This window comes from Microcoleus sp. Pol12B3 (assembly GCF_036701355.1).
In the GTDB taxonomy this organism is placed as follows: Bacteria; Cyanobacteriota; Cyanobacteriia; order Cyanobacteriales; family Microcoleaceae; genus Microcoleus.
On sequence record NZ_JAUBQS010000022.1, the window covers coordinates 42,912 to 56,003 of the forward strand.

Below are 13,092 nucleotides of genomic sequence, written 5' to 3' on the forward strand. Positions count from 1 at the left end.
ATTAAGCTGTACCAATTACTTTTATCATCACTTAAGCGCACTGACTCAGTGGCGGAAATTCCCATTTTCCTGAATATAAAGTAGATGGCAACTTTAAACCATAGGCAGCAGGAATCACCTCGATCAACCACCAATTAAACCTATCTCGTTTGGCCCCAGCAAAACCAGAAATAGCATCCCCAGTAATCCCATCATACAGAATATCTAAGATGGCATTATAAGCTATTTTCGTATTGAGTGTTTGCAGCAAGCCGTAGAAGATATTGTAAGCTTCATCAGCAGCTTGATACCTGCCGATTTCATTGATATCGGGAAACAAGGTATCTGCCCAAGTTTCCGGGATTTCACAACCATCTTTCAGCCAACAAGATACAATTCCTTCAACGATATCAGCCTTGTGTTCTTCAGGAAAGTAATGTTTAATGGTCGGTTTAGCTGCTAATGCTATTCCATAAGCCATATAGACGTATCGCTGATGGGATATTGGATCATTAGGCATTCCAAAGGCTGTCATTACTTCTACAAAAGCTTCTTCTACATTGCACTTTCCACCTCGTTCGTATAAATCGTCATATTTTCTGTCCCAAACCGTGCGAAGTGTTTGCTGTAATCAATCGGGAATATCTGAGTTGATCGGCCATTTAAAATCGGTGTAGTAGCCTATGTCAAACTCGAACATTGACTTTTCTTCGTTATGTATTTGGATTTTTTAGAGCGAGAGCTATCGCTCCCTCTTAAAATTCTAAGTAGTAGTCAGAATCGGACAATTTATAGAGACGGATATAGTCTCTGCCGTAATTTTGCAATGTCTGGCTCGTGACAGGCTCAAATTTCTGCAATGCACCACTTTGTTCTAACTTACCTTTGATCCAGCGACCTAGAATTTTTAAGTCTTTCTTGGATCTAAAGTTTTTGTAATAATCGCCTTGAGTGCGACAGGGAAAATTTGAACCATCATCAGTATAGGCGGTAAAATCCCCCTGGGGATAAACAGGATTATTTGTCGTTTCTGTATCTACTATAATCTCAACTTCATACCAATCTCTAGGGATAACCTTCCCGGTAGATTTACTTTCTCTTCCTTTTCCGAAAAAAGCATTGAGATTGGATTTTTGCTGAGCATCAACCCTGGATAAAGATATATCCACATAGGGCGTTGCGGGAGTTATGCCAGGTAGGGACATTAAGTTACCTCACTTCACTAAAAAGTTAATGTTAATTGTAATGGCTGTTGTGCAGCCTCTAATTCTGCGTGTTGTAAGCGTTCCTTAATTGACATCATTTGCAGTTTTTGATTTAAATTGTATAAATCCACTTTCGGATAATTCCCTTTAAATAGCGGAATCAGAGATTCAACAACGTCAACTATTCCATCTGGCGGAACTGCATTGCCAATTTGTCTTCTTACTTCAGTAATAGAACCTTCAAAAACAAAATCATCGGGAAATGTTTGCAACCTAGCTCTTTCACGATTTGTCAATGAACGGGGTTCGGGATAATGATATCCCCAAGTACCGCCACCACCACCAGCAATAATTGTAGCACAGGGTTTATCTGGATGAATTCGCCGATAAACGTGACTGATCATGCCTTTTACATAGTATGGACTATCCTTGGGAATATCAGTAAAATTCCCTCCGGGGTTAATTAGACTCAAAATTTCAATGGTTCGAGGCTGAATTTTCTGATGTTCCTGATTATATTGCACTTTTTCCACATTTTTGAGTGCTTCACCTGCTGTGCGATAGGGATGTTCACGATTTTGACCGTATTTGGGCTGAGGATGCACAAAATTAAATTCTGTATCCATCCGAATTCCAACTAATAAAACTCTTTGGCGAAATTGGGGAACTCCGTAATCAGCAAAATTGTAGAGTTTAGGTTTAACTAAGTAGCCCGGAGCGATACTTTCAAAGTCGGAGATTATTTGTTTTATTGCTTGATAATTATTGGCACTTAATAAGCCTTTGACATTTTCTGCTACAAAAACTTTGGGCTTTTTTTTGTTGACAAAATCGAGAAAGTATGTATATAAATTGCCTCTGGTTCCTTCAAGTCCGGGGCGCTTCCAAATCATGGAAAAGTCTTGACAAGGAAACCCTCCTATACATATTTCTGCATCGGGAACTTGTGCAATGTCTATATTTTCTATGCTGTCGTTGACGATGACATCAGCAATGTTTCTGCTGAAAGTTTGGCAGGCGTATTTATTGGAGTCGATCGCCCAAACTACTTCAAATCCGGCTTTGTGGAAGGGCAAGTCCATGCCGCCACAACCTGAAAACAATGATATCAGTTGCGGTTTGGTTTTCCAGGCGATCGGCTTGAGACGTTCGATTAACATATTAGTTCGCATTAGGACAAGGGCGGGCTGGATGCCTGCACCACAAGATACTAATTATACCAAAACATCATGGTATTCGACTAATCAATTGATATTTCACTCTTCATCATCTAATTCGATTCCAGCTTGACGCAATTTTTCAGCCAATTTTTCAGCGCGGAGTCGTTCTTGTTCTACTCGTTCTTCCGACCACAGCAACAACTCGCCTTCTGCATTCCACCACCTCAACCAACAACCTGTTCTCCCTTCGTGGGTTCCTTCCCAAATACCTAAAAATAAGTCTAATCCCGGTATCCAATAACGTCCGTTTTCATCTGCTTTTTGCAAGTTGTAATGCTCTAATTCTAAAGCATAAACTTCTAAATGAGCTGTTTTCGCTCGGAATATGACGTATCGGGGGACTTTGATTACTTGCTCGTAAAAATACCACTTTCCCACCCGCGAGGTAAATTCAACGGAATATTCTTCTCCATAGGTTTCTGACAGAAATTCCATCACGATTTGGGGGATGGTTCCTTCTGTGTGTGGCGTGTAACTGCGGCGTACTTGAGAGACATTTTTTGGATTGACGGGTTTCACGTACATCCAATCTGGCGCTTTGCAGATAATACGCTGTTCGTCGCTGCTTGAACCTGGGAAACTTATGCCGGCACACAAGGCAAAGTTGGAAACAATTAAGGCATCCTGCATTAATTCAGAAAATGGTGTTAGCGGCTGGCGCAAAGCGGCGGCTAATAATGGTTGGCTTTCGTCTTCCACGGGGTCGTCTGGTAGTTGAAAATCTTCGGGTAGTAGCGGCCAGGTGATTGTGAGTTGTGTTTCAGGATTTTTAGTTGCTACAGACATAGTTTATCAGAGGTTAAATGTTTTAATGTTTAAATTATATCTCTTGGTTTTTGGGATTAATTTTAATGGCTTAATGACGAGGCAGAGCCTCTGGATATGCGTTACCGGGCAGAGCCTGGTAACGAGGAAACCGACCGTTTCTTTTGTTTGTATCGAAGTCTAGAGCCCCCCTTAATAAGGGGGGGACAAGAAGTGCCGTCAAAGCCCTTGTCAATCAGGGGGAACAAGAGTGCTGTCAAAGTCCCCCTTCTTAAGGGGGATTTAGGGGGATCTAGACTGGGCTAAAAGCGAGAGTTCTAAGGGTTGTTAATTTTCTGCTGTAGCTCGTTTGTCATGGCTAGCAGTTCGGATTGCCCGATCGCACTTTGTTCACCACTCGCCAACCACTTCAACTGTACCGTCTCGTTTTCAGCTTCCGCATCTCCCAAAACTAAACACGCAACCGCACCGCTTCTGTCGGCTCTTTTAAACTGTTTCCCGAAAGCACTACCGCTCAAATCTATCTCTATGCTAAACCCCGCACTTCGCAATTTTTGAGCTAACAATACCGATTGCTGTTCTGCTTTTTCGCCCCTGGATACCAAATAGAAATCTAACTTAGGCGCGGGCAAAGGTTGCAACTTTTGCAGCAGGATAATCAACCTTTCGATACCCATTGCCCAACCGACTGCTGCCGTATCTGGGCCGCCCAATTCCTTTACTAAACCGTCGTAGCGGCCACCTCCGCAAACTGTTGCTTGCGCTCCCAAATCGTCGGATATAATTTCAAAGGCGGTGTAGGTATAGTAATCTAAACCGCGCACTAACCTAGGATTTAACTTATAGCTAATTCCTAAACTTGTGAGCATAAGCTGCACTTGCTCGAAGTGCGATCGCGATTCCTCTCCCAAATATTCTAAAATGCTCGGCGCACCAGCTACAATTTCTTGAGTGCGCTGATTTTTGCTGTCCAAAATCCGCAGCGGATTGCGAGTCAAGCGATCTTGAGAATCCGCGTCTAATTCGTCTTTGTGCGGTGTAAAATAATCGATCAAAGCTTGTCGGTAATTTTGTCGGTCTTGCTTATTTCCGACAGAATTAATATCGAGGCGCAAATTTTTTAAACCTATAGTTTGCAGGATATCACAGGCGATCGCAATTACCTCCACATCCGCACGAGGATTCGCACTCCCCAAGACTTCCACGCCAATTTGATTAAACTGCCGCTGTCTTCCTTCTTGCGCGCGTTCGTAGCGAAACATCGGCCCCGCATACCACAGACGCTGCACGTCACCAGCCGCGTACAAACTGTTTTGAATAAAAGCTCGGACTACTCCGGCGGTGCCTTCTGGACGCAAAGTTGTCGATCGATCGCCCTTATCCTTAAAAGTGTACATTTCTTTGCCCACAACATCGGTAGCTTCGCCGATGCCGCGTTCAAATAAAGATGTCTGTTCAAAAATTGGCGTCCGAATTTCTCGATAAGCCGCTTTTTTTAAAATGGTTCTAGCGACTTCTTCTATATTTTGCCAATATTGAATTTCAGCGGGCAAAATATCCCGCGTTCCCGGTAAAGTTTTAATTGCACTCATTTTGTTAGTCAGTAGTCAGTAGTCATTAGTCCGTCGTCATTAATCCGTAGTTATTAGTTCACGGTTATTATTAGTTGTTAGTCAACAGTCAACTGTTAACAGTTAACACTCAACACCTAACAATTCCCAATAACTAATGACTTAATAATTCCCACGCTCCGTAGCGATCGCCATAATAAGCCAAAATGCGATCGACCCGCTCGCGACCTGCCAAATCGAACCCTTCAGGATACTGTATCCACAAACCCCCAACTTGGCTGTCGTAGTAATCAAACCGCTGCGACTGCTGCGGAATTAAACCGGTTTCCACCCCATCAACTTGACGCAAATGGATCGCCACTTCGCGATACACCGTCAGCGGCAATCTAGGGCATTGAATTTGATAGCGGAGTTGTTTTTCTTGTGCCGTTTGCATCATTTCTTTGCCTGTCCCCAACCAAAATCCCTACTTAAGATACTTCTTTATCGATCGGCCTCGGTAAAGGGCAGCAGTTAATATTGTCCAAACATACCTTTCCCCACTGCAACGCCCAGCGTACAAGCGTAACTCGATTGTCAGCGCGCGTCTTGTTCAAGATATTGCTAATGTGGTTGTCAACTGTACGCTTGCTAATCTCTAACTTTTCGGCAATTTTCTCATTAGTCAATCCGGCCGCTACTAACTCTACCACTTGCAATTCTCTGTCCGACAGGGTGACAGGGGTCCCAGAGACAATCCCACTCATAAATTTTTCCTATGTCTGCATATTTACCTATCTACAATTCTAAATGATGAGGGATCGAGTATGAAGAGAAAATTAAATTAGTTGTGCTACTCTTTCGGGCCCGAAGCACCAACTCGCTTGCGGAATCGCCGGGAGTGCAAACCCCGCCCCGACACAGCAAGACGCGCAGCCACTTGCACTGCTTGTGCCTCGGGTGGTGGATGCTGCCTTTACCTGCGCCTATCTGACATCCGTACACAACCTGCAAATGTTTGCGTACCCAACAACTAACTGATACGCCGGCACTATACTTCAGTCTTAAGGGAGTAACTGCCAGTATCAGTAGGTCTGATATTATAGGAGCAGCCATTAAAAAATAGCTGGCAATTTTTCTGGGATGGGTTAAAAATCATTATTGACCTGTCTACTGCTGGTCTCAAATCTCAAATCTCAAATCTCAAATTCCTATGACTTATCCTCGCGTTCTGTGTCTGGGTGAACTTTTATTTGATTGTTTAGCAGACAAACCAGGAGTATCTCTCGAAGAGGTAGAATCTTGGACGGCATATCCCGGCGGTGCTCCAGCTAATGTTGCCTGTGCTTTGGTTAAATTGGGGACGGCGGCGGGATTTATCGGTACTGTAGGTGGGGATGAATTGGGGAATTCCCTAGTGCAGGTATTGCAAGAAGTAGGGGTTGATATCACTGGAGTGCAGCGGCATCCGAGTGCGCCGACGCGGCAAGTTTATGTCTTGCGGAATCAAGCGGGCGATCGAAATTTTGCCGGTTTTGGCGAATTCAATACAGCGGATTTTGCCGACACCCGTCTCATCGCTGCAAAACTACCCGAGGTGCTGTTTGAAAATGCCGAATTTTTAGTGTTAGGCACTTTAGAATTAGCTTATCCTGAAAGTCGAGAGGCGATCGCCAGAGCGATCGAACTAGCAGAACAGTACGACGTTAAAATTATACTTGACATCAATTGGCGTCCAGTGTTTTGGCCAAATCCAGACGAAGCAAAAGCGCAGATTAGAAAAATCTTAAAAAAAGTTGATTTTGTCAAGTTATCTGAGGAAGAAGCTGAATGGTTGTTTGCAACTACCGACGCAGGAGCTATTACCTACCGCCTCGATTCTGTAGAAGGCGTTTTGGTGACTGCGGGCGAGAAAGGTTGCGCCTATTGTATCTCGGAAAATGAAGGAAAAATCCCCGCCTTTACAGTAGATGTTGAGGATACAACAGGTGCCGGCGACGCATTTCTGGCTGGTTTTGTACGACAATTGTGCAAGCATGGAATCAAGAACTTAGCCGACCCAAAAATAGCCCAGAAAATTGTAACTTATGCCAGCGCGGTAGGTGCGATGACAGCGATGAAACCCGGGGCAATTAGATCTCAACCAACCGCCGCTGAAGTAGAAGCTTTCTTGTATTTGTACAAAAATTAGCATCCCGAACTTATCAGCCGGGAAACGGAGAGGGCGCTAAATGTGCTTCAGAAACCCGGTTAATCCGAAAAAAATAACTCTTATACTAAACTAAATCCGCCTTAAAAAACCTCGATCGGACTAGGCGATTGAAATCGGTACTATACAAACTCTCGTCCTAGCTGAGAGAAACTGATAAATAAATCGGTATTTAAGTTAAGCTAGATTTGGTATTAGAGGTTTTATTGTGGGGCATTAACCGCACACGAGATGACTTCTAATTTGGCGCAAGATTACCTCTAGCGGTTGCGAAGCATCTATGATAATTGCATCTTCTGGTTCTTCGAGAGTGTCTAACTGACTTAACAACAAGTCTGTTTTCATGTAGTGATTTTCGCGACTTGTTAACCGGGCTGCCAATACCTCAAAAGAACATTTCAGATAAACTATTTTCATCCGCTGTTGGTCGCGGCAGAGCATTTCGCGGTAAGATGCTTTTAAAGCAGAACAAGCCAAAACCACATTTCTATCTTCCCAAAGCCACCAGTCTATTGCAGCTTGCAATTCTAATAGCCAAGGAAGGCGATCCGCATCTTCTAAAGGAATGCCGCAACTCATTTTCTCGATATTAGCTGATGGGTGAAAATCGTCGGCATCACTGAAATCACAATTGAGAGATTGCGCCAGCAATTTGCCAACTGTAGTTTTGCCTGAACCGGAGACTCCCATCACGATCGTAATCATGGCACCTATTTACCGAATACTTGCAATTTTATCGAGTTGTGCGATCGAGAAACCGGGTTTCTTAAGTTGCCGGATGAATTCTACCACCCTAAAAAATTCAATAAACCCGGTTTATTTTTGATTCTAGATCAAATTTCTTCCATAGTGGGTTTAATGAAATTATAAGCCAAAACGCCGATAATTCCACCAATCACTGGGAATACAATAAACGCCCACAACTGTTGGATTGCCCATCCGCCTTGAAACAGTGCGACACCGATACTTCTAGCTGGGTTAACTGAAGTATTGGTTACGGGAATTCCGATTAAGTGAATCAACACCAGCATCAAGCCGATGGGAATTCCGCCCAAACCGACGGGATAATTGGGATGGGTAGTACCCATGATTGTAAATAACAGAAAAGCAGTCAGTACAATTTCCGTCAAAGCTGCTGCCAAAAGTCCGTAACCAGTGGGAGAATGTTCTGCAAAACCGTTAGAAGCAAATCCCGAAGCCGCCGCATCAAAACCCGGTTTTCCTGATGCTATCATGTACAAAACAAGACCGCCTAAAATTCCCCCTACAATCTGACCTCCTATATAATAAGGAAGCAAAACAGCATCGATCAGTTTGGCAACTACTAAACCGATGCTTACCGCCGGATTAATGTGGCATCCAGAGATAGGGCCGATCGTATAAACCATGATTAAGAGAGACAGACCAAAGGCGATCGAAACTCCCAAAAAGCCTATTTTGTCTCCAGCTAAAACCGCACTGCCACATCCACCTAATACCAACACAAAAGTACCAAAAGCTTCAGCAACCCCAATCTTTATTTTTTTGTTCATACTCACAATTATCGGAAGTTTATGTTCGGTCAATTTCGCACCCCGACCAATTGTAATTATAAAAAATATAACTCTAATTGGTTTTCCGCAGAACAACAATACTAATGGATAGCATTAGCAATGTGCAGCTCTAACTTTCATAAATTTTATGTGCTTAAACTGAGACTGCGGAATTGGGAGTCGATAAATTAGCTCAAACATACTTGATTATGGAAAAAATGTCAACGTTGAGCTAATTATTTGTATAAATTATGCAATCATCTGTATTCAATTCACAATAATTAACTTGACTTCTTCCCTAATTATGCGATCGTAATTTTACTTATTATTGCTGATTATCCGATCGCACTCGCAGCTAAAACATCACTGCTAACCGGCTGGTACATCGGGCCTTGGAAAGGGCGAAAGTCTCGCCAATCGGCAGTCATCTTGCACAGCAAGCGGAACTGTAGCGGCGTTGGAGGTTGATTGAGGCGATCGACTTCTACGCGCACCAATTCTCGATCCTGCGAGATAATTTCAAAAATATCCTCCAAAAGATAGCGCGGACAATAGCCTACAATCCCGCGATCTTTCGTACACAGAAGCAAAGCAGAGGAATCGTGCGGATTTTGAAATTCGTGGGCTAAATACAAAAGTTCGCCCACTTGAAGCCGATTAATCCGTTCAATTGCCCACTTGGGAAGGTGTCGCAGTCCATGTGCAAAAAAATGGATGCGGTAACGTCCATTTTCATCGGGTTCGGGACAGGGAAATACCTCAAATTTATCAGTTACCCGTTTCCCTCCGCTGCGGGCCAATAAAGCAATTGGGTCATCTTCGTTTTTAGGGATATTCAACCACTTTACAAATTCAGGGTAGTCAGGACGCGATCGCGGCATCACTCGATTGGAAAACAAGGGAAACAGTTTCTGTGAAGTATAAACCTTATTGAAATCAGGGAAAGATGGCAAGGCTTCAAACCAGCACTTAAGTTTAGCTTCTAGAACACCATTTGTATAATTGAACTGGTATTCTTTACCGTTAAATGTTAATCTGCCAATCGGAAACCAAGAACTGCTGCCTGAATCTTCCCAAGCCAAAAATAGTGTTTTCAAAGCAAATGTCCAGTGAATTCAAGTAGCCTTTCTCTGTTAAATTCAAGTATTTGTTGAGAAAAGTCAATGGTAATTTGTGAAATTCGATCGCGCGGTATCCGCTTAAAAATGGCGAGCGTATCATTAGCTGAAATCTTCTCAACGCAATTAAGCCAAATTTCGGCTGCTTCGGGATAGTCTAGCGCTGCGGAGCGGAATGCCTCAAAAGTCTTGAGAGGTTTTGGTCTATTATCGCTAGCATACAACTGAGAAGAGCATCTTTTAGCATAAGCTTGGACAGAATAGCTAGTATCTTTTGTAATCAGTCTATTTTAGCGTTATTCATCAGATATCCGCACTCCCAAACTAGAGGCATGGTCGTGAGTTGGTGCTAGATATCTGGCGATATTTAAAGTAGGATAACTTTCCGGTTTATCTAATACACCCCAATGCTCTGAGTGACGGTCTGTATTGCCAATCCAGGCATCTAATAGCAAATATCCGACAAAAGTTTCTACTGCTGTTTCTCTCCCGACTGGCGGAACCCAATCGAGGGGCAAATTAACAGAATTGTCTGCGATCGCATTCAACACAATATTAACTCTGTGCGGTGCGTTCGCAGACAAAACTTGATTCCCAGGAATGAAACTGCCACCATCGGGCAAAAATGATGGTGAGACAGTTCCGCGTTGACTTCTCCAAGTTGCCAGTTCATATTGAGCATGGGGCAGTCCGAGGAGTTTGCAGAACTCGGCTGCAATTTTTTCCGCCCAATCTTCACCTGTATTTTGTCGAGACTGTTTGTACAAGTAACGCCCTAAATTTGGACAGTCAAACCAGAACTTGTACTTAGTTCCCATAGTCTCGGTTTCAGATAGCTCATAGGCTGCTTCTGGAACTACAATAATAGGGAACTCTTCAGCCATTGTGTCAACCTTAAAGAATGCTAAAAGCAACTATCTAACACAGGAATTCGCGCGGATCGGTGACATACCCAGTCAGGGCAGAAGCCGCCGCCGTGTAAGGCGAAGCTAGATAAACTTGCGCTTCTTTATTCCCCATGCGGCCGGGGAAATTGCGGTTAGTTGTAGACACGCAAATTTCGGGTTCGTTCATCCGCCCGAAAGTATCTTTCGGGCCACCCAAACAAGCGGCGCAAGAAGGCGCTGCGGGTTCGATGCAGCCGGCTGCTAAGAAGATTTCCGAAAGCGTTTGACCCTCGTATTTTGTGACAAACAAATCTTCGTAAACTTTCTGAGTTGCTGGTACTAAATAAGTTGGAACTTTGACTTGGTTTCCTTTCAAAATGCGGGCGGCATTCAGGAAGTCGGAGGTTTTGCCACCGGTGCAGGAACCGATGTAAACTCGATCGATCTTGACATCGCGGCAGTTGCGGGCTAAGTCGCGGTTGTCGGGAGAGTGCGGTTTGGCGACAACTGGTTCTAATTTGCTGACATCGTAGGTGCGATCGCTATAAAATTTAGCATCCCCATCGCTGTAAAATGAATCGAAGGGTTTATCAGTCCGCGAAGTAACGTAATCAAACGTAGTTTTGTCGGGCGCAACCGTGCCGTTTTTACCGCCTGCTTCAATCACCATATTGCACAGGGTCATCCGTTCTTCCATCGTCAAACGCTCAACTGTATCGCCGGCAAATTCCATTGTCCGGTAGTTAGCACCGGCAACGCTAATATCACCAATAATCTGCAAAATTAGGTCTTTTGCTAACAAATAATCCGGCAGTTCACCGTTGAACACAAAGCGCATGGTTGCGGGAACTTTGATTAACAGTTTGCCGGTTCCCATGATAAAAGCCGCGTCTGTATTGCCGATACCCGTGGCAAATTGTCCGAAAGCGCCGGCATTGCAGGTGTGGGAATCGGTGCCGAAGAGCACTTCGCCGGGCCGGGTGTGGCCTTCTTGTGCTAGCGCGATGTGGCAAACTCCTTTGTAGTCGGGATTTGCTTTGAAGTCCGATCGATCCGTGATGTCGTAAAAGTATTTTATCCCTTGTTCTTGGGCAAAATCGCGGAGAATATCGACGTTGCGGTTAGCGCGTTCGTCGTTGGTGAAAATGTAGTGGTCGGGAATGAGGACGATTTTGTCTGGGTTCCAGACTTTAGCATTCTCGCCGAATTCGCGTTTGAAAACGCCGATGGTGCCGGGCCCGCAGACATCGTGGGTCATCAACACATCTGTTTCTACCCAGATATTTTCTCCGGGCTCTACTTTAGTGCGGCCTGATGCTTTGGCTAATATTTTTTCGGTCAGAGTCATTCCCATAGTGCGATCGCTCTTTTTTGTTAGATGCTACATAGTGTAATTGTAAGCGAAACATTCCCTGTTACCGAGGATACTGAGACAGGAAAATGTCTCGGATGTACTTCCAACTTTAGGGAACCGTCCAGTTTGATAGCAGTTTTCAATTGCATCGAATACCAATTGTAGGGCGGAAAATCACCACCTTACGAAAGTATGCGTAATGTTATGTCTTGTTAAATAATCAGAGTTCATTATCAGGATATAAACTATATTGGACGCAACCTAATTTAAACATTCAGTTTTGGCAGTACCAAATTTTTGTAAGATTTTGTGGAAAAGTTGCAGGGAGGAATTATTATGATTTGTGACAAACTTCAACACTTCAAAGTGCAGCTATTACACAGCGATCGCCTGCCGGAATTTGTACCCACAGCAAAAAAAATGCGATCGCTAAAACTATCTGCTGCGGGAACTGCGATGGGCACTCTTTTAATTCTGTTAGCACCGCCAGTTGAAGCTGCTAATCTGACATTCGCGAGCAATCGCGCGGCCTTGGGAGGGAGCGATCGCGTTGATTGGTCGATTTTAGGGCCAGTCCAGCCGCCCTTTAAAGTATTGCCCAATTCCTTCTCAGTCACCTCGGAACAAGGACTGGGAGTTAATGTCAGCATTCCCCCCGCAGCAGCCCCAGGAGTGACGCCTCCTTTACTTTTTCAAACCTTCCCTTCACCAGGCATTCCCACCAACTTTGCCAGCGGCGATTTCATTTTGTTGACTGGTTTAAGACCAGGCCCGCAGCCAGCAGTAGGGAACCCCGGCCCGCTAACGATTACCTTCGATCGCCCCGTGGCGGCCGCCGGGACGCAAATAGCGGTAGATGATACATTTTTATTCACTGCATTGATCTCGGCATTTGACAGTAATAATAATTTGTTAGGTAGTTTCTCAACACCAGGAACCTCCTCATTAGCACTAGATAATTCAGCGCCGTTTCTCGGAGTTCGCAGTGATGTTGCTAACATTTCGCGGATCGTCTATAGCAGTTCTGAGGGATCTCGCGCTTTGGGGATCAATTCGCTCAGTATTGCCGAAGCAGTGCCTGAACCTAGCAATATTGCTGCTATGATTGTTGCAGGATTGGGATTGTTGGTCGTCAAAATTAAGAGGCGATCGCTGTTGGTTAAATGATTGTTTTACCAGACCCAATTGCCGATCGCGATCGGGTGTTATAACAGGGTAAACGCATCTTAATTTCAACCTAAAACATGATAAGATTAAGTATTTAGCTAAATCA

General features: G+C 44.1%; 14 protein-coding genes. 2 read left to right on the forward strand and 12 right to left on the reverse strand.

Annotated elements, in window-relative coordinates:
* Positions 1–31: 31 nt before the first annotated feature.
* From QUA53_RS13370 to QUA53_RS13400, 7 genes are all read right to left on the reverse strand, one after another.
* Positions 32–499: a hypothetical protein gene (locus QUA53_RS13370; protein ID WP_333097380.1), complete on the reverse strand. Its 468-nt coding sequence runs from the start codon at positions 497–499 to the stop codon at positions 32–34.
* A 235-nt stretch (positions 500–734) separates the two neighbouring features.
* Positions 735–1,148 carry a hypothetical protein gene (locus QUA53_RS13375; RefSeq protein WP_333097378.1) on the reverse strand — a complete coding sequence of 138 codons (414 nt, stop codon included), beginning with the start codon at positions 1,146–1,148 and terminating at the stop codon, positions 735–737.
* Between the two features lie 53 nt (positions 1,149–1,201).
* Positions 1,202–2,344 (reverse strand): DNA cytosine methyltransferase, encoded by a 1,143-nt coding sequence (locus tag QUA53_RS13380; protein ID WP_333097376.1) that lies wholly within the window; start codon positions 2,342–2,344, stop codon positions 1,202–1,204.
* A gap of 96 nt (positions 2,345–2,440) precedes the next feature.
* Positions 2,441–3,190 carry a Uma2 family endonuclease gene (locus QUA53_RS13385; RefSeq protein ID WP_333097375.1) on the reverse strand — a complete coding sequence of 250 codons (750 nt, stop codon included), beginning with the start codon at positions 3,188–3,190 and terminating at the stop codon, positions 2,441–2,443.
* Positions 3,191–3,486: 296 nt separating this feature from the next.
* A complete protein-coding gene (gene hisS / locus QUA53_RS13390) occupies positions 3,487–4,761 on the reverse strand; it encodes a histidine--tRNA ligase (RefSeq protein ID WP_333097374.1) in 1,275 nt (424 codons plus the stop codon).
* Positions 4,762–4,894: 133 nt separating this feature from the next.
* Complete coding sequence (locus tag QUA53_RS13395; protein ID WP_333097439.1) at positions 4,895–5,176, reverse strand: hypothetical protein; 282 nt, start codon at positions 5,174–5,176, stop codon at positions 4,895–4,897.
* 34 nt (positions 5,177–5,210) lie between these two features.
* Positions 5,211–5,486, reverse strand: a complete 276-nt coding sequence (locus tag QUA53_RS13400; protein ID WP_006633901.1) for a photosynthetic electron transport-dependent transcriptional regulator PedR — start codon at positions 5,484–5,486, stop codon at positions 5,211–5,213.
* A gap of 446 nt (positions 5,487–5,932) precedes the next feature.
* On the opposite strand from QUA53_RS13400, the gene QUA53_RS13405 reads away from it, so the two are divergent.
* Complete coding sequence (locus QUA53_RS13405) at positions 5,933–6,910, forward strand: carbohydrate kinase (RefSeq protein WP_333097373.1); 978 nt, start codon at positions 5,933–5,935, stop codon at positions 6,908–6,910.
* 234 nt (positions 6,911–7,144) lie between these two features.
* On the opposite strand, the gene QUA53_RS13410 is transcribed toward QUA53_RS13405, so the two are convergent.
* The 5 genes from QUA53_RS13410 to QUA53_RS13430 all read right to left on the reverse strand — a co-directional run bounded on the left by QUA53_RS13410 (position 7,145) and on the right by QUA53_RS13430 (position 11,819).
* Entirely contained in the window at positions 7,145–7,633 is a 489-nt protein-coding gene (locus QUA53_RS13410) for a gluconokinase (protein WP_333097371.1), read from the reverse strand.
* 128 nt (positions 7,634–7,761) lie between these two features.
* Entirely contained in the window at positions 7,762–8,460 is a 699-nt protein-coding gene (gene aqpZ, locus QUA53_RS13415; RefSeq protein WP_333097370.1) for an aquaporin Z, read from the reverse strand.
* Positions 8,461–8,795: 335 nt separating this feature from the next.
* On the reverse strand, positions 8,796–9,557 hold the full coding sequence (locus QUA53_RS13420) for an HIRAN domain-containing protein (RefSeq protein ID WP_333097369.1): 762 nt from the start codon (positions 9,555–9,557) through the stop codon (positions 8,796–8,798).
* 317 nt (positions 9,558–9,874) lie between these two features.
* Positions 9,875–10,462 (reverse strand): hypothetical protein, encoded by a 588-nt coding sequence (locus QUA53_RS13425; protein WP_333097368.1) that lies wholly within the window; start codon positions 10,460–10,462, stop codon positions 9,875–9,877.
* Between the two features lie 34 nt (positions 10,463–10,496).
* Complete coding sequence (locus QUA53_RS13430) at positions 10,497–11,819, reverse strand: 3-isopropylmalate dehydratase large subunit (protein WP_190661862.1); 1,323 nt, start codon at positions 11,817–11,819, stop codon at positions 10,497–10,499.
* A 336-nt stretch (positions 11,820–12,155) separates the two neighbouring features.
* Between QUA53_RS13430 and QUA53_RS13435 the strand changes: the two genes are divergently transcribed.
* Positions 12,156–12,986, forward strand: coding sequence for a PEP-CTERM sorting domain-containing protein (locus QUA53_RS13435; RefSeq protein WP_333097367.1), 831 nt, complete (start codon positions 12,156–12,158; stop codon positions 12,984–12,986).
* Positions 12,987–13,092: the final 106 nt, after the last annotated feature.